Annotated in this window: 19 protein-coding genes, 1 other RNA gene and 1 riboswitch; of the genes, 8 read left to right on the top strand and 12 right to left on the bottom strand. The window is 53.9% G+C overall.

All coding sequences use genetic code 11. The features are described from left to right. Positions 1-69: 69 nt before the first annotated feature. From GKC41_RS05940 to GKC41_RS08830, 9 genes are all read right to left on the bottom strand, one after another. Entirely contained in the window at positions 70-2,445 is a 2,376-nt protein-coding gene (locus tag GKC41_RS05940) for a glycoside hydrolase family 2 TIM barrel-domain containing protein (RefSeq protein ID WP_418904394.1), read from the bottom strand. Positions 2,446-2,468: 23 nt separating this feature from the next. Next, a complete protein-coding gene (locus GKC41_RS05935; protein ID WP_154313378.1) occupies positions 2,469-3,314 on the bottom strand; it encodes an ABC transporter ATP-binding protein in 846 nt (281 codons plus the stop codon). A gap of 5 nt (positions 3,315-3,319) precedes the next feature. Continuing rightward, positions 3,320-4,222 carry an ABC transporter ATP-binding protein gene (locus GKC41_RS05930; RefSeq protein ID WP_229281670.1) on the bottom strand — a complete coding sequence of 301 codons (903 nt, stop codon included), beginning with the start codon at positions 4,220-4,222 and terminating at the stop codon, positions 3,320-3,322. Next, a complete protein-coding gene (locus GKC41_RS05925) occupies positions 4,219-5,232 on the bottom strand; it encodes an ABC transporter permease (RefSeq protein WP_229281669.1) in 1,014 nt (337 codons plus the stop codon). The genes GKC41_RS05930 and GKC41_RS05925 overlap by 4 nt, the downstream gene beginning before the upstream one ends. 9 nt (positions 5,233-5,241) lie before the next feature. Beyond that, positions 5,242-6,276, bottom strand: a complete 1,035-nt coding sequence (locus tag GKC41_RS05920; RefSeq protein ID WP_229281668.1) for an ABC transporter permease — start codon at positions 6,274-6,276, stop codon at positions 5,242-5,244. A gap of 29 nt (positions 6,277-6,305) precedes the next feature. Further along, complete coding sequence (locus tag GKC41_RS05915) at positions 6,306-7,988, bottom strand: ABC transporter substrate-binding protein (protein WP_154313376.1); 1,683 nt, start codon at positions 7,986-7,988, stop codon at positions 6,306-6,308. Between the two features lie 330 nt (positions 7,989-8,318). Next, the gene (locus GKC41_RS05910; protein ID WP_154313375.1) at positions 8,319-10,163 is read right to left on the bottom strand and encodes a sialate O-acetylesterase; all 1,845 of its coding nucleotides are present in this window, start codon (positions 10,161-10,163) and stop codon (positions 8,319-8,321) included. A gap of 1 nt (position 10,164) precedes the next feature. Next, positions 10,165-12,291: a glycoside hydrolase family 3 N-terminal domain-containing protein gene (locus GKC41_RS05905; protein ID WP_229281667.1), complete on the bottom strand. Its 2,127-nt coding sequence runs from the start codon at positions 12,289-12,291 to the stop codon at positions 10,165-10,167. Positions 12,292-12,328: 37 nt separating this feature from the next. Then, entirely contained in the window at positions 12,329-12,496 is a 168-nt protein-coding gene (locus GKC41_RS08830; RefSeq protein ID WP_229281666.1) for a hypothetical protein, read from the bottom strand. A gap of 148 nt (positions 12,497-12,644) precedes the next feature. Between GKC41_RS08830 and GKC41_RS05900 the strand changes: the two genes are divergently transcribed. Beyond that, positions 12,645-13,673 carry a LacI family DNA-binding transcriptional regulator gene (locus GKC41_RS05900; protein WP_154313438.1) on the top strand — a complete coding sequence of 343 codons (1,029 nt, stop codon included), beginning with the start codon at positions 12,645-12,647 and terminating at the stop codon, positions 13,671-13,673. A 175-nt stretch (positions 13,674-13,848) separates the two neighbouring features. Here the strand turns inward: GKC41_RS05900 and xylA are convergent, their stop codons facing one another. After that, positions 13,849-15,192 carry a xylose isomerase gene (gene xylA, locus GKC41_RS05895; RefSeq protein ID WP_154313373.1) on the bottom strand — a complete coding sequence of 448 codons (1,344 nt, stop codon included), beginning with the start codon at positions 15,190-15,192 and terminating at the stop codon, positions 13,849-13,851. A 463-nt stretch (positions 15,193-15,655) separates the two neighbouring features. Next, positions 15,656-17,659 (bottom strand): glycoside hydrolase family 20 zincin-like fold domain-containing protein, encoded by a 2,004-nt coding sequence (locus tag GKC41_RS05890; protein WP_154313372.1) that lies wholly within the window; start codon positions 17,657-17,659, stop codon positions 15,656-15,658. A 420-nt stretch (positions 17,660-18,079) separates the two neighbouring features. On the opposite strand from GKC41_RS05890, the gene GKC41_RS05885 reads away from it, so the two are divergent. The 5 genes from GKC41_RS05885 (at position 18,080) to GKC41_RS05865 (ending at position 21,662) form a co-directional block, all read left to right on the top strand. Continuing rightward, positions 18,080-19,357 carry an ROK family transcriptional regulator gene (locus GKC41_RS05885; RefSeq protein WP_154313437.1) on the top strand — a complete coding sequence of 426 codons (1,278 nt, stop codon included), beginning with the start codon at positions 18,080-18,082 and terminating at the stop codon, positions 19,355-19,357. Further along, positions 19,347-20,246, top strand: a complete 900-nt coding sequence (locus GKC41_RS05880) for a carbohydrate kinase family protein (protein WP_154313371.1) — start codon at positions 19,347-19,349, stop codon at positions 20,244-20,246. The genes GKC41_RS05885 and GKC41_RS05880 overlap by 11 nt, the downstream gene beginning before the upstream one ends. Before the next feature lie 250 nt (positions 20,247-20,496). Next, positions 20,497-20,895, top strand: a transfer-messenger RNA (tmRNA) gene (ssrA, locus tag GKC41_RS05875). Positions 20,896-21,136: 241 nt separating this feature from the next. Then, positions 21,137-21,391 (top strand): type II toxin-antitoxin system RelB/DinJ family antitoxin, encoded by a 255-nt coding sequence (locus GKC41_RS05870; protein ID WP_154313370.1) that lies wholly within the window; start codon positions 21,137-21,139, stop codon positions 21,389-21,391. Continuing rightward, positions 21,384-21,662, top strand: a complete 279-nt coding sequence (locus tag GKC41_RS05865; protein WP_045924101.1) for a type II toxin-antitoxin system YafQ family toxin — start codon at positions 21,384-21,386, stop codon at positions 21,660-21,662. Before GKC41_RS05870 ends, GKC41_RS05865 begins: the two co-directional genes overlap by 8 nt. Positions 21,663-21,983: 321 nt before the next feature. On the opposite strand, the gene GKC41_RS05860 is transcribed toward GKC41_RS05865, so the two are convergent. Next, a complete protein-coding gene (locus GKC41_RS05860; protein WP_229281680.1) occupies positions 21,984-23,297 on the bottom strand; it encodes an FtsX-like permease family protein in 1,314 nt (437 codons plus the stop codon). A 305-nt stretch (positions 23,298-23,602) separates the two neighbouring features. Then, positions 23,603-23,666: riboswitch (guanidine-III (ykkC-III) riboswitch) on the top strand. A gap of 8 nt (positions 23,667-23,674) precedes the next feature. Between GKC41_RS05860 and GKC41_RS05855 the strand changes: the two genes are divergently transcribed. Both GKC41_RS05855 and GKC41_RS05850 read left to right on the top strand, forming a co-directional pair. Continuing rightward, the gene (locus GKC41_RS05855; RefSeq protein ID WP_229281664.1) at positions 23,675-23,992 is read left to right on the top strand and encodes a DMT family transporter; all 318 of its coding nucleotides are present in this window, start codon (positions 23,675-23,677) and stop codon (positions 23,990-23,992) included. A 64-nt stretch (positions 23,993-24,056) separates the two neighbouring features. Then, entirely contained in the window at positions 24,057-24,551 is a 495-nt protein-coding gene (locus GKC41_RS05850; protein WP_154313367.1) for a GNAT family N-acetyltransferase, read from the top strand. Positions 24,552-24,583 lie beyond the last annotated feature (32 nt).

Genomic DNA, 24,583 nt, shown 5'->3' with positions numbered 1-24,583 from the left:
GAAAGCACCGAAAGCCGCCCAACCGTCTTCGGTATGCAGGTGAGTATGGAAGCGACTTGCAAAACCCGTTCAGGACATCAGACATTCAAGGACAGCAGGCTCCATGCCTTCAGCCTGGGCCATGATTTTTGCAGGCCCAGCTTCACCCGTCCCTCCTATCACCACGCCGCACTGCCCCTGATAGGCACGCATCTGCTTTGCCCCATAATCACCATTGCTTAGCAGACACCCATCGTCCAGCCCAACCATTCGAATCGGCCCCTGAACTTCGAAATGAATTAAAGGATTGCTTCTAAAACACAGGACCCGGTCCTTGTCAACACACCTGAGTCCGATCAGACACCTGAAACCTTTATCAGCGGGAAAACGTTGCATAATGCCAGAATCCGTCTTGTCCGAGTCAAAAAGCCCAATACTGGCCGATTTGGTATCTGGACCAAAAAGAAGCCTCGCGGGTTTGCTTGGGGTTTGCACTGTTTGTTGACAGACCTTCTTCCCATTTCTGTAGCCTTCCACATGTACGCAGCCGGGTATGTAGGGCAGATAGCCTTTAATGCAACGGTTCCTCTCCTCATTCGGGTGTTCTAGGTGGAATTCCTTCCCATTCAGGAAGAGACGAACCGTATCGCAGTTGGTGGCAATCATGAAAGGCAGGACTCTTCTTCTGGTTCCAGGAAAGTCCCAATGATGCAGGTATGGGGGCATATCCCAATGTTCTTTGACCATCTCGTCAGGCTGGCTGTAGTCGAGAACACAGAAATGGACCATCGGTTCCCGAGACCAGTAACTCTGCATCAGGAAATAACCTGTTTTGGGAATGTTGTCAGTCCTAATCAAGGCTCCACTCCAACCCTTGGAAGGATAACCCATGGATTCACCTAGATAGTCGAATCCTGCCCATATGGCCCCGCCTACGACATAGGAATGTTCAAAAGGTACAAGATTGGGGTTGGCGTCAGTGAAGTTCTGCATCTGATCGGGGTGACCCGAGAAATACTGGTAGACCTCGGAACCAAAAATCGGTTTATCGCTGATTGCCTTGTGGATCCGCTCATACCATTGTTCTGCATAATTGACTACCACCATGTCGCTGACATCTGCAACAGCCTTGATGCATCCGACAATTCCATCCAGGTCGGAGATTTCCTCATTGGCCGAAACATCATCCGTGGCCTGGACTATGCCATCCCCATTATTGCTCTGATCGGGTCGCTGAAAATGGGGGCTCAGGGCACAACAGGCAGGCCTGGTTGGGTCAAGTCCGTGGGCATAATCGACCATCGTTGACAGGGTCCTAAGCATAGCCGGCTGGGCCTGGTGCTCTACTTCGTTGCCCAGACCCCATATGACCACCGAGGGGCGATTTCTGTCCCTGTACATGAGAGCTGCAAGGTCTTCCTTCCAGTGCTCAGCGAAGAAATGCTCATCATGCCCGCTGAACCACTTGTCGAAGGCCTCGTCATAAACGTAGAAACCCAGTTCGTCGCACAGATCCAACAATTCAGTAGGATGGGCATGATGCGCCGCCCGAATGCCATTGCAACCCATTTTTTTCAACAAAAGCAACCGCTGGCGTAATAGATCACTGGAAGTCCTGGACCCCATGCATCCTAAATCCTGATGCAGGCACACCCCCTTGAAGATGACCTTGCTTCCGTTGACCAACATCCCCTGTTCAGCATCAAAACTCACTCGGCGCAATCCGATATGCAGCTTAAGATCATCTATCAATTGATCGTCAGAGTACAGTCCTATATGCAACTTATAGAGATATGGATCTTCGGCGCTCCACAGATGTGCATGCGACACACTCAACTTCAGCGTTCCATCCAGGTTCTCCAATTTGCCCGAGGCTGCAACGATGCCGTTTTTATCAACCAGTGATGCCCTGATGTGCAGATCGCGCGGTTCATGTTCTCGGGTGGAATGGACCAGAGGAATTCTGCATGACAGGTCTGCCCGAGAACTTTCCACATCGATATGCTGCTTTATACTGACCCTATCCTGGTCCAAATGAGGGTTCGAGGCCTCTACTATACTTAGTTGCCTATATATTCCTGCGCCGCTGTACCATCGGTCGGGAGGGGTCCGAGTGTTGTCTACACGAATAAGAATCTCATTCTCCCCTGGGTGCACAGCGTCCGACAAATCACAGGAAAAAGGCGAATACCCGTAGTCATGGCCTCCTATATAGACCCCGTTCACGTGTATTGAGCTGCATTCATATATCCCGTCTGAATGAATCCAACAGGCTTTGCTCGCAGGTCTTTCATCCATATGAAAGGTCCTGCGGTACCAGCCAATCCCCCAACGATCACGAAATGCTTGTTCACCACCCCCGGGCATGTCCTCCTTGACCGGTCGTTCGATAGCCCAATCATGGGGCAGCTCGACTTCCCTCCATTGCCCAGGTGCCCGATCATCGCAGAATTCCCATCCGTCCATCAGGCTTGTGACAGTGCGCCTCATCAGGAAATACCCCCTTGACGCTCAGTCTCCTGCCTCTTCGCTTCTTCCTGGCGCTCAAAGTAGCGTTCTGGATCCGGGGCAGCGTTGAGCAAAATTTTCGTGTAGCTGTTCTGCGGGTGCAGGATGACCTGGTCGGAAGGCCCTGCCTCTACAATCCGGCCTTTCTGCATGACCATAATCTTATCGGAGAAATGCCTGGCCGTAGCCAGATCGTGAGTGATATAAAGCATTGCTAAATGATCTTCATGCTGAATTTTCGCCAGCATAGACAGAACCCCGACACGCAAGGACACATCAAGCATGGAAACCGGCTCGTCCGCTATAAGAATCTTAGGACCGGGCGCAAGAGCGCGGGCAATGGCCACCCTCTGCCTTTGACCGCCTGACAACTCGTGTGGACGACGCCACATATATTCTTCGGCAGGATATAGATCCACTCGTTTTAGTAGATCTGCAACTTTCTGCACATACTCCTCCTCACTGGATGCCATTCCATTAACCTTCATAGGTCGAACAAGATGGTGATAAATGTTGTGGTACGGATTGAGAGAAGCGAAGGGGTCCTGGAACACCATCTGAACATTGTGCCGGTACCGATAGAGTTCGCGCCCCTTATGCGGAACCAGCCTGCCATCCAGTTTTATCTGGCCGGATGTCGGGGATTCCAGACAGGTGATCATCCTTGCAATAGTGGATTTGCCCGAACCTGATTCACCGACCAAAGCAACGGTTTTGCCTGATTCCAAGATGAAATTGGCATCTTGCACAGCATGGATGGTTGTGTGCTTCAGGCCTTTGCGCAGCTCGAAATCCTTGCTGACATGTTCGATACTCAGCTTGGCCATCAAAATCACCTGTCCTTCTCTTGATAGGAGCGAAGCAAAGAACCTCTGTCGCCTGTCAAGGACGGGAAAGAGGTCAGGAGTTTCCTGGTATATGGGTGCTTGGCATGTCGATATATCTCGTGCGAATCATTATGCTCCACTATCTTGCCGTCTTTCATGACGGTGATCGTGTCTGTAATCTCCAAAAGCATGGGCAGGTCATGGGTAATGAAAATAACGGCAAATCCCTGCTCGCGCCTTAACCTGGAAATCTCCTCTATGATTTCTCGCTGAACAACCACATCCAGTGCTGTTGTCGGTTCATCCATGATAATCAATTGCGGCTCAAGCGCCAGAGCCATGGCTATCATTACGCGCTGTCTCATTCCCCCCGACAGCTCGAAGGGATAGGCGGCCAATCGATTCGGGTCCACGTGCACCATCTCAAGAAGATGGGCGCATCTATCTTGGCGCTCCTTGGCCTTCATGGACGGTCGGTGCGTCTTGTATACATCTCCAAGCTGTTTGCCGATTCTCGTCACAGGGCTCAAAGAATTCATAGCGCCTTGGAAAACCATGGAGCATTTTTCCCACCGGTAGTTCCTCAGTGACTGACCCTGCAAAGCACGGACATCGATATCTTCACCGCTCTTATCGTGGAAGATGACCGTCCCGGATTTAATGGTCCCAGGGGGTTTCAGCAGTTGATTGATGCTGTAGGCCAGCGTTGATTTCCCGCAGCCTGATTCACCGGCAAGGCCCATCATCTCGCCTCGATGAAGTTCGAAAGAGGCATTCTGCACGGCATGGACTGGCGAGTCGGTTTCGTATACGACATCAACATTGTTAACGCTCAGGAGTACCTGGTCTCGCTCAATTGAAGAAGAAGACCCGTTCATGATATTCGTTCCCTTGTTATTCTCAATCATTCCTGGCCACCTTTTCCTTCCAGGGTCTTGTCCGGGGCGGATGTCCTTTTTCGTCCATGCTTGTGCCCCTTAGGGGTCTTTACACTTGCATTGCGCAGGTGCGGATTAATAACCTCATCAATGGAGAAATTGACGAAGGACAAACCAGCGCCGACCAGGGCAATCATCAATCCCGGCGGCAGGAACCACCACCATGCACCAGCGTTCAGGGCTGATCCATTTTGGGCATAGAACAGCATGGTTCCCAAAGAAAATTGACTGGAGGATCCCAATCCGATGAAAGAAAGGGACGACTCGCTCAGTATGGCTCCGAGGACACTGAAGGTGAACTGGGAAGCCATAACGGGCAGAAGGTTAGGAAGAATCTCTACGCAGATGACACGCAGGGGGTGCTCACCGGCAATTCGAGCAGCAAGAACGTAGTCACGGCCTCTGATTGAAAGCGTCTGTGCCCTGAGAACTCTGGAAGCGCCGGCCCAAGCCGTCACTGATATTACAGCCACGAGCATGCCTGTGCCTTTATTCGGAATCATCGCAGCTATGACGATGGTCAGCGGCAGCCCTGGAATAACCAGCATGACATTGGTTATGAGCGCAAATGTCTCATCCACCCATCCACCGATATAGGTCCCCAGCACGCCAAAGATTGTGGAAAGTATGAGGGCGATGACTCCGACCGAGAACCCTATGATCAATGAGCCTCGGGTGGAATAGCCTAGCTGTGCCAGGACATCCTGTCCCGACTTGGTCGTTCCCAGTAGATGCGAAGCCGATGGACCAGTAAGACCGATATCGCTGATCTGATTGGGCTCCTTCGCGAACAGGGGCAGGAAAATGGCCACCAATAGGACCAACCCAAGAATGGAAAGGCCGGCGATCAGACGAGCGGAGCGTTTGGGCAGCATGCCCTTGATTATGGCCAAGCGGCTGTTCCTAGACGCCCTATTCATGTTGCCAACAAGCTTTGTATTGTCGACAGAATTCAACTGGTTAGTATTCTCCTCTGGCATGGTGATACCTCAATCCTGAATTCTTGTACGGGGGTCCACAAGACCGTAGAGCAGGTCAACTATGAAATTGACCACCAGCACTGTAACGGTAATGATCAGGAAGAGCCCCTGGAGGAGTGCGTAGTCATTGCTTTGTACAGCCTGCAACATCATCTGGCCGATCCCCGGGTAGGAGAATACCTGCTCTGTGAGCAACGATCCCCCCACTACGTGCCCAAGCGAAGTTCCAAACCCCGAAAAAGAAGGCAGGATTGCGTTTCGCGCCGCGTAGCCGTACTTTATACGGCGTGGAGAAAGCCCCTTTGCCTCTGCCGTTGTGATGTAATCTTCAGACAGGGTTGAAACCATCATGTTGCGCATGCCGATTACCCCAGCTCCCAAAGAAGATACAAGAATGGCCAAGGCCGGCAGACACGCATAATACAGGGCGCTGGATATGAAATCCCAGGAAAAACCAGGAGTGACGCTTCTATAGTCATACCCGCCTGACAAAGGAAAGATATTCAGGGTCTTGGCAAAAAGCCAGATGAAAATCAAAGCCAGCCAGAAGTATGGAACGGATTGGAAAACCGTTGCCACCGGAGAGACGATATTATCGAAGAGCCTGCCATGTCGCCAGCCTGCTGCAATACCCAAAAGCTGCTGGATAAAGAAGGAAATGACAGTCGTGCATCCGACCAGCGCTACAGTCCACGGCAGCGCCGAAGCGATGCACTCGGTAACCTGCGTCGGGAAGAATGTGACTGAAACACCCCAATGCCCTGTGAAGATGTTCTTTACATATTCGAAATACTGCGACACAATTCCCGTCTGGGTATCGCCCAGCATAGACTGAACAGCCGCCCTGGTCTCTGGAGCAATTGCTCCGCCCTTGGCAGCTAGCCTATCTATGAGGGAGTCAACAGGATTACCCGGCATCATTCTCGGAATGGCGAAATTGATAGTAATCGCCGCCACGAAGGCCACCAGGTAAAACCCAATTTTTCGAAGATAGAATTTCATTTTGTTTCCACCCCAGGATGCTTTCCTGGTGGGGGATGCCATCCGACCTCCCCCACCAGGGGAAAGCGAAGTTACTTCAGATTGAGATTCTTGATGACGATTCCCAGATCGGGATTGGCCCAGGTCTGCGGATTTGCATAGAGATTATCCTTGGTCGGATATCCATTGACCTTATCGGTCCAGGTCTGAACCTGACCACCTTGCCTCAGCAGCGGAATATAGGGCATGTCCTCAAAGACCTGCTTTTGAATCTGCGAGTATGCCTTCTTTTTGACCGCTGAGTCGGTTGTACTGTTGATGGTCTCCAATGCTTTGTTGACAGTCTCATTATTGTACCTGGCATAACCTGGGTAGGCTGTCTGGCCCTTTGGCGCGGTCTTCGCCCCGTTGAACCACTGGTTGTAGAAATTCCAAGCTTCAGTCGCATTTGGCAACCACAGGCCGTAAATAGTCAGATCGTAGTCTCCCTTGCGTAGTCCCTGGCCCCACTCATTGGAAGAAACCTGCTTGGTTTTCAGCTCAATGCCAATCTTTTTAAGCTGCTGATTCGCCACATCAATAGCGCTAATCCAGTCAGAAGTTCCATTGGTGACAGCGACCTCGAAGCTCAGCGGTTGTCCATCCTTTTGATAGAGCCCATCGCTTCCCTTGGAGTATCCGGCATCTTTCAGGATCTGCTCAGCTTTATCGGCCCTTGCTTTCATAGGTACCGGGGAATCTTCAACTGACTTGTCGAAATACTTCTCATACTGTTCAGTCGGGTAAAGCGAACCATTGATTTTCAGGTATGAATTATTGAATGAGAGCTTATTGAGCTGTCCACGGTCGATCCCGTAGTAGATTGCCTTGCGAACAGCAGGGTCTGTGATTGGCCCCTTGCAACCCAACTCTGCATTTGAGCAAGTAATCAGTGAGACTTGGCTGGAAGGTAAATTCACCTGCTTGATGGCAGGCTTGCCCGAGAGGACCTGATCGGCATTGACTATATTCAGGTTTGCCCAGTCCAACTGACCGGCAAGAAGAGCATCTTGCTGCGACTGGGTATTGGAATAAACAATGTACCTGATACCAGCAATCTTCGGCTTCCCCTTATCCCAATAGTGCTTGTTTCTCTTCAGCGTGTATGACATGGAAGAGAAGTTGCCGCCTTCAACAGTCAGAGGACCGCTTCCAACGGCTTTTTCGTTGGTATCGCTAACCGGGTCCTTCTTCTTCTCCCAATCGTGTTTAGGAACTATATACACCGTTGTGAGGAAAGTGAACCCGTTGGCGGATTGAGGTTGGTCGAAGTCCAGCCTGACTTCGTTCTCATTGATTTTGGATGCCCTCCCATGGAAACCAACTGTGTTCAGAGCACTGTTCTTGCTCAACAAGTCAAAGGTGTATACCACATCATCCGCTGTAAAAGGCTGTCCATCCGACCAGACCACGTTCTTGCGCAAATTGATCTGGATGGATTTGGCATCCTGACTCATCTTATATGAAGTGCCCAGCAGGGGCTCCAGACCTTTGGCCCCGTAGCTATTGCAGAAAAACAGCCCCTCGTACAAGCCTCCGTTTGTCCCCGTAAGAGCAAGGGAGGAGAAAGGATTGTAATTGATTGTAAGAGCCGTAGTCGCGTTCGTGGGTGCGCTGATGATGACATCCTTCTTCTCAGCACTCTTTTGTGCGGAACCACAGGCCGATAGTGGCAGGAGGGTCGCAACGGCGGCTAACCCCGCCGTAACGACCCTGAAAATTGAACCCTTTTTCATTACAAACTCCGTTCATCTTCGAACCCAGATTTGCCATCATAGACATCTCGGCGATTCTCGAAAGACAGTTTCGAGAACCGGTTTAATTTTGATTCGTTTTCCGAAAAAAGTCAAGTTGTATTAGCATTCTATCGTTTTATATGCAGGAAAACCAGCTATTGCAAGCATTTATGCAGGCGAAACTTTCGATATCCTATATTACGCAATGACCACCCTTGCGCTGACCACAATTCTGAGGCGGCTTTCTAATATGTCCATCGATGCAAAAATGCATGATCACGCCGATGTCCATACCTGAATGGACATGCCATAGACCCGCCTATTACCTGATCAATGGATCTCAAGCTCAAAGGGGCTGGCTGGAAGATTCTCTGAATTGTAGAGCACCGGCTTGGCCGTATCAGACCATGCGTATCGTATCGTTTTCCCACGAGGATCGAACCCGTCCTGCACCAGACACTCCACCATACTTCCGTCGCGGATATCGGCTTTGATCAAGCCAACGCCGGGGACTTCCATAAGCAACGGCCCGGTTTGCACCAATCCTTCTCCGACATGAGCGAAAGAGACCCTAACCGTATGCTTTTCCGCGCAACAGCTAGCAAGAAGCGGCATAGGGCCGCACGGCTCACCCGACTTTCCATAAGACATAACGCCTGCGGCCTTGGCGAAGGAATGGGCTATGGACTTTTTATCCAATGGGTGCAGGTCATTGTCCTCGCCCATCCCCAAAGTCACAATCATCATAGTGTTAGGAAGGACTTCGGATGCCTTCCTCTGCTCATCGCGCAGCCTGGGCCAGTAACGTTGGTGCTCTAAACCATAATTAGGCAACTGGGCAAAAATAAATGGAACAGAGGAATCATCCAGTATCCGACGCCATTCATCGATCAAAGCAACCATTCTTCGCGCGTAGGCCTCAGGATTACCGGTATCGGCTTCACCCTGGTAAAAAAGCACACCACGAACGTGATAGCCCGATAAGGGATTGATGACCGTATTGAAGTCCCCGACAGGCAGATGGGTAAAGAAAGTCTGTGCCCGCAGATCGGGCATATCGGCCCCTCTCCTGACCGCCCAAGGCCCCTGACGATCCAAATCGATAAGTTTACCGCTGCTCAAAGCCAGCACATGACGTTTGCCCTCGGTCAATCCCCCCTGCCCGTGAACCATCTTCAGCCTTATGGTCAGTTGGAAGTCGCCCTCCAGCTTTTCCAACGAATAATTCCGTGGAGGATACTGATAGCCGACTGCGCCAACCTGACGGCCATTCACGAAAGTCTGGTCCGCATCGACCATAGTGCCTAGCCGTAGCTGAGCCTTCTTCCCCCAAAATTGTCTGGGCACGCGTACGTATCGCCTCAGCCAGACGGATCCTGAACCCGTAAAGCTGAACCTGCTTATATCTGCAGGCTCGATCCGCTCCCAAGACGCATCATCAAGGCCAGGCTGTTCCCATCCGTTGCTCAGGCCCGGATCCCGACTGTCCAATCTCGAGTAATACTTATGCTCATCAGCAGCGAACACCTCTTCTTCCCGATGAATGTGCTCCTGGTCCAATTCATGCAAATCCGGAGGCAGAGCTGCCACTCGTGCCAAGGTCTGTTCACTGAGCCAAGAATTTATGCTCGATCCGCCCAGAGCCGTCATTATAAGGCCAACAGGAACGCCTTCCTCGCGGCGAATATCCAGGGCAAAGAAGAATCCGACAGCCGAGACATCATAAATATCTTCTTTTAAGGCAGCTCGCCAAGGACCGCCGACAAAGTCACGATGACGTTTAAGAAAGTCGACCCCTGCATCTGTCTTGATGTATCTGATCAAAGAATCCCCGCATGCTGGCGCATCAGGAAACCTGGTCAAAATCCTCCTGACTGGAAGCTCCATGTTTGACTGGCCCCCAAGAAGCCAAACATCGCCGTAATATAAGTCCTCGACGGTCAGTGACTCGTCCTGGCTCTCCACGGTCATAGCAAAAGGGCCACCTGCTTCATGGGGAGGCAGACAAGCCTCCCAACGCCCGGATGGATCGCTCTCGACAGTATCGGACGCTCCGTCTACTGCGATGCGGACCCGCGCATGTGCCCGGGAAAGCCCGCGAATCTTAAGAATGCGGTCACGCTGGAGAATGGCGCCGTTGCCAAAGAGCGGCGACACTGAGAGTTTCTTTTTCATATCACTCCGTTTTCCCTGCTACGGCCGCAGGACCCGGTTTCAGTATTCGAACACCGCCCGTAGCAAAGTTGACTTCGACTGGCCAGGGAGCTTGACCCAACAATTCCACTGAACGTGCATCCGGCTGACTGATACCTGCATAGAGAGTGAAGAAATCCCCATCGACAACCATTTTTCCCTGGCTATCAAACTCCATAAAGGCCTCTGGTCCGATTTCCAGATCGGCTACAACTTGTTCATCTGGCGAAAGATCAACCCTGGTAAAAGCCACAAGATTCCAGTTCGGCACCGACAATCCAGACTCATGATGGGCCAGATATATTTGCACCACTTCGCTCACGGGGCAATCACCCTCATTCCGAATCGGGACACCGACTGAAATACGCCTGGAGCCACCGGAAAGAACGACCGAAGGCCTGTCTACCTTGGTTTGTGAATATGTCAACCCATAACCGAATGGATACAGAGGAAGCCTGTCGAGGAAACGATAAGTCCGATTCCCAAGCTCATACTCCTGGAAGGAGGGTAGACCGGCATGAGTCCTATAGACAGTAATCGGTAGCTTGCCAGAAGGCGATGTTTCCCCCAGAAGCACGCCTGCCACCGCTCTGCCGCCCTGACCGCCCGGGTACCAAATCTGCATAATGGCCGCCATGTTTGCGTGATCCTCCAACCCGTGCAGGGCGAAGCCGCCACCGCCAACAAGAAGAAGGACGACAGGTTTGCCGACATCCAAGAGAGCGCGGAGCAGATGTTCCTGACGTCCAGGAAGACCTAGTTGCCCTCTATCGCCTGCCCCCATAGAGTTGCCTGCATCGCCCTGCTCGCCTTCAATGCTGGAATCCATCCCCATCACCGCAACTACCAGATCGGAGGCTGCTGCCATGGCCAAAGCTTCCGATTCGCCTTCATCCTCATGGGCCAGTTCCGACCTGGCATGATTACCCGTTAGAGAGCAGCCCTGGGCATAGCGGACAGGCATAATGCCTTTCAAAGCCGATTCCATACCCTGTAGGATCGTCGTGGAGTGGGTGGGAGTGCCGAAGTAATTGCCAAGAAGAGCACTTCTTGAGTCAGCCAGGGGGCCCACCACGCAGACAGAACCGTACGCATTCGTATCGAGGGGCAGAATTCCTGAGTTATGGAGCAGGACGAAGGTCTCTTGGGCCATGTGCATGCTCAAATCCCGGTGATCCTCCGTGTCACACTGATCTATTCCGATAGAGTCGTACGGACAGTCGTCCGCGAACATACCGAGACGAACCCGAGTCCGAAAAACTGGTTCCAGAGCCTCCCGGACCTCCTCTTCACCAAGCTGACCTGCAGCCAGCGCATCTGCAGTGGCCCCAGAGCATCTTCCTGTACATAGATTCACGCCTGCCCTGATAGCCAGAACCATCGTTTCCTGAGCGTCTGAAGCATAGGTATGATCTCCATAAACGTCTTCCAATGCCCAAGCGTCGGTAACGACATGACCTTGGAAACCCCATTCCTGACGGAGTATATGATTGATCAGTTCAGCATTAACACTGCAGGGGACACCATTGAGCGAGTTGTAAGCGGTCATAACTGACTCGACATCAGCTTCCTTCACTGCTGCCTTAAAAGCTGGAAGATAGGTTCTGTACAACTCCTGCAGGCTTATGCGAGCATCGAAACCATGCCGTATGGCTTCAGGACCTGAATGAACGGCAAAGTGTTTTGCGGCCGCAGCCAATTTGAGATACTTGCCCTCTCCTTGAAGGCCACGTATGAAGGCCACGCCCATACGAGAAGTCAGATAAGGATCCTCACCGTAGGTTTCCTGTCCTCTTCCCCACCTTGGATCACGATAAATATTCAAATTCGGTGACCAGTAGGTCAGCCCCTTATAGATATCCCTGTCACCGAGCTGTACGGAACTGTTGTACTTAGCCCTTCCCTCTGTAGCAATCACCTCCGCAACAGAGTGAAGAAGATCCGGATCAAAACTTGCCGCCATCCCAATGGCTTGAGGAAAAACCGTCGCGGTCCCGGCCCGTGCTACTCCGTGCAAACCTTCATTCCAGTAGTTGTAAGGCGGAATGCCCAGCCGTTCTATACCAGGTGCATCATAATTAAGCTGTTCCACGCACTCATGTGCTGACATCCCCGCAACTAACGCCTTTGCTTGGACAGCAGCTTCCTTACGCGACAACCTTTTCATTCCAGCCATCTCTGCCTTTCACTGCAAGTTGATCGATTGTGCCAACAAGTAAGAGCCCTATCGCTTCAGCACCACGTGGAATTGGCTTTGAAATAAAGACTCCAATGGCTCGCACCAGATGAACACTCATCATGATCAGTTTCATCATTATCGAATGAGATTATATTATATTTCGCTAACAAATTCAAAACTTAAGCTCGTGTTTATTAAAACATGGGACATTTATCCAAATAAACTGATTCTCTATATGGAATTTCTGAAAGCGAAAATTTCGAGATATAATAATAACTATGAATATGAACAATGGGCGTAAGCCCACTAGCTCTTCCGGAGTCAAGCCACGTTTGACGGACATCGCCAAACAAGCAGGAGTGTCTATAGCTACAGTTTCAAAAGTCATCAACGGCCGGCCGGATGTATCGGATGGCACAAGAGAACATGTGGAATCTCTCCTGGAAAGTGTCGGTTATTCCAGGCCGCTTAGAGCGCAAAAGACCAATAACAATATTGAAATCGTTTTTCAGAAATTCGACAGCATCTGGGGAATGGAACTCCTTCAAGGCGCGTGTGGAGCGGCCAGAGAGCACAACTGCAGCGTCACCATAGCCGAAAGCGGCAATAGACGTTCCCCCTCTTCAGCCTGGGTCAACGGCGTCCTCGAGCGCAGGCCTCTGGGTGTGATTCTTGTCTTTTCAGATCTGTCCAAGAAAGAGCGCAAACTCCTCTCGTCGCGTCAAATACCTTATGTGATCTTGGACCCTTATGGCAATCCTTCAGTATCAACTGCCTCTGTAAGAGCCGATAACTGGACAGGCGGCTTGACTGCCACCCGGTTTCTTATCCGGCAGGGGCATAAAAGAATCGGCATCATCAACGGCCCCAGGAAGATGATGTGTTCCAAAGCCAGATACGATGGATACTGTGCTGCCCTCGAAGAATCTGGCATCGCTGTTGATCCAAATCTTGTCCGGTACGGCGACTTTACCGTTGATAGCGGCAGGCGCGAAGCATTTTCGCTTTTATCAAACGGCTCCATACCTTCTGCCGTCTTCGCGGGAAGCGATCTTCAGGCCATGGGCCTGTACGAAACTGCTCGTCGGCTCCATCTACGCATACCGGATGATATATCAGTAATAGGATTCGACGACATACAGGCATCCGCGTTTCTCGGACCAGCGCTGACGACGATCAGACAGCCTATGGCTGAGATGGCCTCCCAGGCAGCTTCAATGCTCTTTGACATGCATATGGGGAAGAAAGTCAGTCATGAGGTCGTTTTCCCCACCAGGCTGGTCGTGCGCTCTAGCACAATCGAACATTCTTGACAGCCCTGATGCGTCATGCCAGCCATTCTTTGATTGAATCAAAATCACGACGCGGAATACAACTACTCATAAATCACAATGAGTCTACACAACTCATGATGAGCGGACACCCAGAAAGATCCTGCGCGATACGTTTGACAGCTCACGCAGGATCTGTAATGTGGCGAAAAGAATCTCAGGCCTGAGCCAGAGCCTCGACGATGTAGTTGTTGATAGTGGCCTTGACCACTTCAAGATGGTCAGACTTGTCGGCGGCGATCAGCTCGGCCTGCGGCTTGTCAAGGCTGTACTCCTCCAGGGAGGCCAGTGTGGCCGTGCCGTCTTTTACCGTCGAGCCGATACCGGATTCGAAGGAGGAGTAGCGCTCCTGCTGCAGCTGCTCGATGTAGCCGTCCTCGTGCATCTTGGCCGCGACCAGCAGACCGGCGGCATAGGTGTCCATGCCCACGATGTGGGTCCTGAAGAGGTCCTCAGGCAGGAAGGAGGAGCGACGAGGCTTGGCGTCGAAGTTCAGGCCTCCTCGGGGCCCGATGCTTCCGTTGGCCAGCACCTCCCACATGACTGCGGTAGCATCGTAGAGATCCGAGGGGAACTCGTCCATGTCCCAGCCGATAAGCTTGTCACCCTGGTTGGCATCCAGGGATCCCAGGAATCCGGCCTCACGGGCCACGCGGACCTCATGCTGATAGGTATGCATGGCCAGGTTGGCGTGGTTGCCCTCGATGTTGAGCTTGAAGTTGTCCTGCAGGTCGTAGGTGCGCAGGAAGTTGATGGTGGTGGCCGCGTCGTAATCGTACTGGTGGAGTGTGGGCTCCTTGGGCTTGGGCTCGATCAGGAACTGCGCGTCGAAGCCGATCTCCTTGGCGTAGTCCACGCACATGTGGAAGAGGGCGGCCATATGGTCCTGCTCCTCCTTCATACGGGTGTTCCAGAGGGATTCGTAGCCCTCGCGGCCGCCCCAGAACACGTAGTTCTCGGCACCCAGCCGCTTGCCGATCTCCAGGCTGTGCTTGAGCTGGCCTGCCGAGTAGGCGTAGATGTCAGCGAAGGGCGAGGTGCCGGCGCCGGCCTCGAAACGGGGGTTGGTGAAGAGCGACGAGGTGTTCCAGAGCAGCTTGACCCCGGTGTCCTTCATGGCGGCCTCGATGCGGTCGATCACCTTGTCAAGATTGGCGTCGGTCTCGCGCAGGGTGTCGCCCTCGGGAGCCAGGTCACGGTCGTGGAAGCAGAAGAACTCGACCCCCAGCTTGGTGAAGAGCTCAAAGGCGTAGTCCACCTTGGCCAGCGCCTGATCCATGGGATCGGTGTAGCGGTAGTAGGGCCTCTGCGCAGTGGGATCGCCAAAGGGATCCACCAGACCCTGGTTGAAGGTGTGCCACCAGGCCACGGCGAAGCGCAGCCAGTCCTTCATAGGCTTGCCGGCCACCACCTTATTCTTGTCGTAGTAACGGAAGCCCAGGCCTTCCTTGACGCCCTGGCGACCCACGTATTCGATCTTGTCAATGTCCCACAGACCCATCCGAAATGCTCCTTTGCCTAATGCAGTTGCCTTTACGGCGTTCACAGGGGAGGAAACCAATTCCTGCCTCCTGAACATTAGGGTAGAGGGACGGATTGATTTTGTCAATTCGTTAAATTATATAGGTTCAGTATCTCCGCCCTTGGTTCCACTCAGTTGATTTCAAGAAGCTCCTTCACCGCATAGGGCCCAGTACCCAACAGGTACCCGACAACGAAAGCCGAACTCCTTTTGGCCCGATAATCCGTCCCGCCGGTTTCAAGCCTTGACATAAGAAACCAGCCAAGGCAATGACCGACGGGCAGATGCTTGAGCGATTCGTTCAACTCGACATCTATGCAAACCTAAGACACCATGCATGGAAAGCTCAAAATGCCGCAGAGCAATCCTTTACTCATTGATGGTCATTCTCGCATTTTTCCCATCTTTCAATATGACCATCGCGACCGATCTAATCAGGAGTTCATCCCTTCCGAAGAATGTCGGCGAAGCCCCAGATCACAGAGGCGATCCGCCCCAGCTCCGATTCGCGGCTGACCTGGCGCCAGACCGTGGCGTAAGACTCGAACCAGATCTCCAAAGCATCGGCCAAGTCCCCGTCGGCCATGGCATCCTTAGCTCCGGGCAGAACGCCATGGCGAACGCCCAGACTGCGACCCAGCGCGTTGAAGAGGCGCTGACCATGGACAGCCATCAACTGAGCCTGGAGAGTTCTGCGCGCATCAGCCCGGCATTCTGCGGCGGCTCTTCCCATGCGTGCAGCAGCGTCGACCAGCAGAGCGTCGCGCTGATCCACCTGCTCAAAACGATTACGCAAAGCCATGAGCATATTCCGGCGTGCTTCCCTGACATCGGCAGATAAATTTAGCCCATTCATGCCTGGCAATGCAGAGGCCAGGAAATCAGCCACATCCTGGTTGAGGCCCCCATGGCCGTCATCCAGTTCCCAGTAGCGGACCATATCCTCCCAACCAAAGACCGCACTGGAGCCCGCCTGGATCAGTGCCGGCAGATAGTCCCCTGTCGCATCCCCATAAATCAGCAGGCCCATATCCCTATCCACCTGGGCTCGATCATCGTCATCGGGGTTCCAGAAGCACTGGGCGGCGTAGGCCATACCGGGCAAGCTCATGCGCGGATCATTGATGTGCCCGTAATCGCCCCAATCGGTGACCATGGCCCCAACTGCACCGTACTGGATCCCGTATCGACTCAGACGGCTGATGTTGTTCCATGCATCGTCAATTGCGGGCAGGAGAAGATTCCAGGCGTGAACGGCTGAACAGACTACCTGCCGGGCCCCTGTCGAGGCCACAAGGGCAACCTTGTCAGGTTCCACCTGTGGGTCGTAGAGCCAGTTGAGCAACGTGCAGTCTTTAGGCAACCGGTCCAAGACCTTGGGCATGGACACAGCGACGTCGCCCCAGAACATGGGATGGCGGCCTTGTGCATGCAGGTGATCACACAGGCTGATAAGATAGTCGGCATACATGTCAGCAGGATCCTTGCTGGAACCGTCCTGCCGCGAGCGCCCCTTGCCCAGATCAAAGGTCTCGTCTCCTCCGATATTGAAGTTTCGCGTACGCATAAGCGGCGCATAGGCGTCAATCAGCCCTGTAGAGAATGCCAGAGCCTGTGGGTGGTTGACATTGATGGTGTGATGCTCCTGACGCTCTATAAAAGAGTAAGTCCGGTCCGCCTGCTCAGGGAACTCTCCCAAATCCCTGAATCCGTGAGTACGAAGGCTGGTGTAATGGTGGCCGAAGGTGGAAATCGAAGGCACCAACTCGATGCCCAGGCGGGCGCAATAGTCATCAAAGTCAGTGATCTGTCCGGGCTCCAGGGGGCTTGTGCCCCTCCAAGCCTCGCTCATGCCCGGGAAAGCCATGGTGTGCTCGATGTAGAGCTGCAGCTGATTGAACTTATACAGGGTCAATATGTCCGCCCAGTGCCGCAGCCAGTCCATGGTGGGCACCCGACCACGGGTCACATCCAGACTATAGATGCGTGTTGGGTAGGCGGGGCGGTCCTGGATGTGCAGGGCCGGGAGCACAGGACCGCATTGCATGATGATCTGGCGAAGGGTCTGCACCCCCCATCGCAGTCCCTGACCGTCGCCGCCGCGGATATCCACGATCGGGTGGCGATCTCCCTGATCGGCGATACGCAGAAGATACTCTTGGGAATCAAGTTTTTGGTCCAGATCTAGACTGATCGCGCCATTCCACGCCTGCCCTCGCGAATGATCCCAGACCATTCCCGTGGCCTGCTTAATGGTATCTGTCAACTGGTCGCTCAGGACGGAACCCAGCTCCTGGTCAACCACCGTACCGCAGACAATTCTGCCCGCCACCGGCAATAGCAACTGGCCTTGATCCCTTTGCAAGTGGAGCGGCCGGGGAATTAGGGCCAATGGCCGCTCCCTAGGCGGATCGGCGACGGCGTCGATACCATTATCAAGACTCATGCTGCAGACCTTTCCCGAAACAGACTGATACCATTGACGACACCATCAACGGCATGCTCCAGCCACGACCATCGATGGCCACCGCATCAGTCTACCCATACGCCGGGGACGAGGAGAGATACCAGCACCCAGTACGAGCGGGCACTGGCAGAGTCTAATATCCAACGCATAAGCAGCTTGCGCAGGGCGGTGAGCCTGCAAGAACTACGATCCATCGCAATGGTAAGGGGTACATGCTGACGAACTTTTTAAGCTGATGATGACGCGGCCAACGGTGAATTGCCTCTGTCGAGAAACCTTTAACAGGTTGAAACGAGTTGATACAGGTTGCGCAAGATTAATAAACGATGTTAATGTATAAACGTTGTTCATAAAGTACGCGGAGATCGCATGACTGTACCACTCATGGAGGAGGTTGACATGCGCGGCAGTCCATACGCCAGCACACCAAAGGCCCTCTCCGAGCTCAACCAGTCACGCATCGTGCAGTATCTGCATCAGCATGGCACCAGTTCGCGAGCCCAGATGGCCCGGGATCTCGGCCTGACGCCGGCGGCCGTAGGCAAGCTGGTAGGCCGTCTGATCGGCCTGGGCTTAATCAGCGAGACCGGCAACCTGGGCTCAGCGGGCGGCCGTCGATCCATCGGTCTGGCCCTGAACGCCGACCGTTACCAAGTCATCGGAGTCAAGTTCGCCCGCAGCCTGGTCAGCATCGGACTGTTCGACATCAGCGGCCGTCTGCTGAGCTCGGAGGAGCTGCCCCCCGTCAACCCCGATGACATCCCCGACGCCGTTTCCGAGGTCAGAACTCGAGTGGAAAGACGACTGGAGGCGAATCCTGCCATCGTTGCCGTGGGCATGGCCGTACCGGGCCCCTACCTGCGCGAGTCCGGCCTCATCGCCTTGGTTACCAGCATGCCCGGCTGGCGTGGGGTGGACTTTATCCACGAATTCGGTCAGGCCTTCCGTGTACCCACCTTCATCGAGCAGGACGCCCGAGCCGGCGCGCTGGCCCAGAGCCTCTTCGACCCCCGCGTGAGCGCATCCAGCATGGCCTACTTCCTGGTGGGCGAAGGCGTTGGGCTGGGAGTCATCGACAGAGGCGCCCTGGTGGACGGCAGCCAGGGAGCGGCCACCGAGATCGGTCACGTCAGCATCGATCTGAACGGTCTGCCCTGCGAGTGCGGCAACCGTGGCTGTCTGGAATGTTATTGCTCGGCGGTAGCCATCCACCGCCGCATGTGCCAGCCGGATATACGGAATCACTTCCCTGGAATCGAGGCCATGACCCACGCCAAGGCCTGCACTAGCCTGTTCAAACAGGCCCGTTCGGGTCAGCAGGTCGCCCAGACCCTGGTGAATCAGATAGCCGACTACGTGGGCTATGGCTGTGTGACCATCGTCAACGCCTACAACCCCGCCCAGATCGTCATCGGAGACATGGTAGCCGCCGCCGGTACCCAACTGCTGGAACGTGTTCGGGCCATGGTGTCCCAGCGTGCCCTGCCTGGCCTGCGCGAGCACACGCAGATCCTGCTCTCCAACCTACCTGCCGATGCCACGTTGACCGGGGCCGCCGCGGTGGCTGCCAGCCAATTTTTGGAACATCCGGCCAGCATGGGCCGCACAGCTGTGAAATCAACAAGCACAAGGCGGGCACATCGACCGTCATCAGGAAAGGAACATCATGACCAGTAAACCCGTGGTCCTCAGCATCGGCGAGATCCTATGGGATGTCCTGCCAACAGGCAAGCGGGCCGGTGGCGCACCGGTCAACTTCAGCTATCATGCCGCAAAGAACGGGGCGGAAGGCTATGCCATCAGCGCCGTTGGTCGGGACGACCTGGGACGGGAGCTTGAAGAGGCTGTTCACAAAGCTGGCGTCGATGCCGTCCTGCAGCACAACGACCACCCCACCAGCACCGTCGAGGTCCAGCTGACCGAGGGCATCCCCCAGTACGTCTTCAAACCGGATGTGGCCTGGGATCATCTGGAGTACACGGATAACCTGGCCGGACTGGCCAGCAAGGCTGATGCCGTCTGCTATGGCACGCTGAGCATGCGCAACAGCCAGTCCCGCGAAACCTGCTTGCAAGTCCTGCGCCACACCAAGAGCCATGCCATGCGCTTCTTCGACATCAACCTGCGAGGCACCTTCTACAGCAAGGATCTGATCCAGGAGCTGCTGGACATGGCCACGGTCTTCAAGCTCAACGACGAGGAGCTGGTCACCCTGCGCGACATGTTCCACGTTCCCGGAGCCACCGACGACGAGCTCTGCCGCTGGTTCATGGATCAGTGGCATCTGGACACCATCGTGCTGACCGCCGGCAGCGACTACAGCACAATCTATCTGGCGGACGGCCAGTCCTCCCACCTGCCTACGCCTGAGATCACCGTAGCCGACACGGTCGGGGCCGGCGATGCCTTCTCCGGAACCTTCGCCATCAACCGCCTGCTGGGGGCCTCCCTGACCCAGGCCCACCGGGCTGCCGTCAACACCGCCGCCTTCGTCTGCACCCAGCAGGGCGCCTGGCCCGAATATCCCGAGCACATCCCCGACTATCTGGGCCAGCAGGGTCAGTGATCCCTCGCTTTTAAACATGATTTGGTCCCGCCCGGTCGAGCTGTCAATAGCCGACTGGACGGGACCAAACATATATCTACGGAATCGGGATTTACCAGATGCCGATGAGCACCCGTCTACTGGGCTCTGTGGCTTGACCAGGATTCAAGTCAATGCCCAGGGAGAAGCTGGAATATCCGCAGCGTCCATCTGTTGTATACTGACGAGGCCGGTCCGTAATGGCATCGGCAGAGCTTGATAATTCAAGATTGGGGCTGATCGGTTTCGACGGTGACCTGTTCGTCGCAGGGAAGCGTGCCGAGAACGCGGGGGTCCGCTCGTTAATGTCCTCCCGCAAACAACAAGTGCTAAATCTAACCGCACTGAGTTCGCTCTCGCTGCCTGAGCTTCGCGCCAGGATTAACCAGTGAGCAGCTGCTCCGTTCACTCCCCTTCGCCTTCGGGGGGATGCTGAGCGTCATTAAGAAGACTTGCCTGAACTGCCGCGCCACAGGGCGGTTCGGGGACTTTTACTGCGGCTATGCCCGCCACCAGTTGTCTGCGACACAGGTGGGGGCAGACAGATAGCCATAACGGCCAGCAGACTACGCACGTAGAAGACTGAGGGTGCGGTCACCGGACCGGGGTTCAATTCCCCGCAGCTCCACAAGACAAGGGCCAGCCAAGGCAACTTGGCTGCCCCTTTCCATACCGTTTTGCGGTCCGAGAATCCATCTTTCCGGATTACTTAGTGCATCATATTGTCAACAGCCTTATCCATGAATCAAAGGTCATCCTCGTTTCTTTGTTCATAGAGTTAAAATAACTCCAAAATAACTCCACTTGGAGCACTAATGGTATAATCTTGGAGCTAAAGAAGACTAATAGAGCAATTGGAGCGGGTGAAAGTAATGAAAGAGACAGCGAGAATTCAAATTCGCACCAGCGAGGATATGAAGCGTCGAGCCTCACAGCTTTTCGAAGATTTAGGCTTAGATCTCGGCACGGCGATTAACATGTTTCTCTCTCAGTCTCTGCGCGAAGGAGGACTTCCATTTCGCTCTCGACTTTCCGAATTTGACAGGGAAATGGAGGAATCCGAGGCTTCACCGGTCACCCACGCGGGTGACGTAGAGAATATGAAAGACATCATCCATCATGTATGAGTTTGCATATACGCAGAAATTCCTGCGTGATGTCAAGAAAATCAAGAAGAAGCATTTCGACTTAAGCAGGCTCGATCAAGTGCTCGACGACTTGGCTGACTACAATTCAGCACTGCTTAAACGCAAATACCGAAATCACCAGCTGAAAGGACGCTGGTCCAAATACGAGGAGCTACATGTCGACGCAGACTGGCTCCTGGTGTACAAGCGCGACAAGAATCGAATGATTCTCACTTTGATGACCACCGGCAGCCATGACCAAACACTGTGACATAAGTGAAAGTCTGAGTAATCGAGCCTTGTTCCGACTGACACGAATCACTGTACCCAATACACAAATTCGACCACCAACTGTTTATCTACTTCTCAGTTAAAAGTTAATCGTCAGCAGGATCTCCTCAAGATTAACGTGCCATAATGACGATACCCATCTTCAAGCAGCCAACATCCATTTGCCGTATTGACCAGCGCCGGTCAATACGGCAAGGAACTGCAGGTTGATGAATATGTCACACAGCCATGGCCGAAATCAATGCTCGGCAAGACCACTCAATTACGCACCGCGAGTCCAGGAGTAAAAGTTCATTGTCAATCATTCGCCTACGGCCCCTTGCAGAATGGCTATGGGCGAGCGCCGCAAAGCAGGCCGCGCAGTCAGCATGGTCGCCAGCGAACCGACGACGATGACCGGGAACCCGCATATAAGGAAGAACTGCCAAGGAAAAACCATGGACAGACTGTGGACAAGCGGCCAGTAGACCATAGCTGTGCTCAGCCCGACCAGTCCGGTGCCACCTGCTGCGATGATAATGCCTGTGGTCATCACGATGGTGCCGTCCAATATGGATATAGCAGTCAACTGCTGCGGGTTCGCACCAGCAATTGACAGGAGCGCGAGATCGAGGTCACGATCCCGAGCGGCGATAGCGAATCCCGCAATCACGCCGACCAGGGCGACCAGCAGCGCTGCCCAGAAACCATAGAGCAACTCCAAGGTTCCTCCCGATGTGACATTCTCTATTCCCGGTACCTTGTTCATGGCGATGGTACTGGTGCCTCCGGCAGCCAACAGACCACCGACCAGAAACATACAGGCAGTCAGAGCTATAACTGTTGAACCGAATGTCGTATCTCGACTCCTGGCCACAGCCTGTGAACGTGCTATCCGCCAGACAGCAGATGACGAGGGGACCAGAGCAGTCCAAAGTTGAGTGACCCTGCTTATAACTGGCCCCCCAGAACGTGCCAAGGCAATCAGCAGCAAGAGAATAGCAAACAGCGGTCCACTTCCAACGGTACTTATGACTGCCTGAATCTGCTTAGGGTCCGAAAGATAGGCAAAGACAGGCAACGGCAATAGCAGCAATACCAGCCCAAGGAAAAGGGACACGAGACCGCGTCCATGTCGGGGCCGGTCAATCGATTCGCTCTCCTCAGCACAGCGCACTACCCGGACGGGTGTCATCTTCCCCAAATCCCGCAATGTCCGGCTGGTCGCCAAGACGGCCGTGGCCAATCCCACTGCAAGACCAGTCAGGGCAGATCTGGTAAAACCGTGCCAGGTAAAAGCGAAATGTACCGGTATTCGCATCCCTGTGGAATACCAATCGAGGATCCTTCCAGCCAGCGCAGGTGAAAGAGCCACGGCAACAAGGGAAGCCGGCAGAACCAAAATCATCACCTGCAAAAGCGTAAGCACCAGGATCTGCTTAGGCGTGGCTCCCAGCAGCGAGAGAAGGGCCAGCCCCTGCCGACGTTGGCGAATTGATGCCTGCAGGGTCTGCTTGATCACCAGGCAACCGAGCACAATGACTGTGAGAAAGACCAGACTCAGGGCCGATGCGAGACTCTTGGCAGGATCCCTGGTCTTGACTGACAAACTTTGGTAATAGCTGTTAATGCCCATGCTCACGCTCATGGCACAGAGCAGGGTTTGGGTGACCACAAGAACGATAAAGACGCCAGCCCAGATGCCACTATTGGCTTTCAGGTCACGCAAGGCCCAAGTCATGTTTCATTCACCTGCCACGTCCTCGTGCGTACACTCGACTACATTCCTGTATTTACATGAATAGCCGATCGGCGCGTAAGACAACATCCGGCAAACCCCTGAAACGACCCTGAATCAACCCTGATTCCCTCTCGCAATGGACCGTCGACCACTCCCTTGCTATTCAACTATCAAGGTGCTGCCCCGTGCTATTCTGATGGCCAGAATCTGATTCAGGTTCCCGGACGATGGTCAAGTACCCGGACAGCGACAAGACTTGCCGAAAGGGAGTCATGTCCTCGTGGATCGTACTCATATTCGCTGGTATCTGTGAATCGGTCTGGGCCACCGCCCTGGGCAAGTCACAAGGCCTTACCAAAATCGTCCCTGACATCGTTTTTATTGTGGGATTGATTCTCAGCATGATGGGTCTAGCCTTTGCCATGCGCAACATCCCTGCCAGCACGGCCTACGCGGTCTGGGTCGGCATCGGAGCTGCCTTGACTGTCCTATACGCCATGGCTACGGGCTCAGAGCCTATTTCACTCGCCCGCATTCTGCTCATCATCGGTTTGGTCGCCTGCGTGGTCGGACTCAAGATCGTCAACTGAAAACAGTGCCTATCAAAGCAGATATATCCAAGCAGCAGAATCAATGAGGAAAGGAATCGCCATCATGACTGCAACAATACGGCAATGCACATCAGAGGATGCCGGACTAATACGTTCCTTGGGCATTACCACTTTTCGCGACACCTTCGCCGCCGACAACAGCCAAGAGAACATGGAAGACTACCTCCGGCACTCCTTCTCCCCCGAACTGGTCAAGTCACAACTGTCCGAACCTGAATCCGTTTTTCTTCTGGCCAGCGTGGACGGCACGCCCGCAGCATACATGCAGCTCAACACCGGGAAGGCGCAAACAGAGCAGTTCGGCGACACATCCATGGAGATCGAGCGACTATACGTCCTATCGGATTTCAAGCACCGCGGATTGGGCACCCTGTTGATCAATCGAGCCTTCAAACGTGCTAGAAACCAGAGCCTGAGCAAAATCTGGCTGGGCGTATGGGAGCACAATGATCCCGCCCAACGTTTCTACCAAACCATGGGTTTCAAACGGACCGGCGAGCATACCTTCATTTTGGGCACAGACATTCAGACAGACTGAATTATGACCACAGTGGTCATTTAATAGTTGCA

Origin of the sequence: Bifidobacterium asteroides (assembly GCF_009683175.1) — a bacterium.
Lineage (GTDB): Bacteria > Actinomycetota > Actinomycetes > Actinomycetales > Bifidobacteriaceae > Bombiscardovia > Bombiscardovia asteroides_H.
Note: the sequence above shows the minus strand (reverse complement) of the source record. Positions and strands in the feature narration are given on the sequence as shown.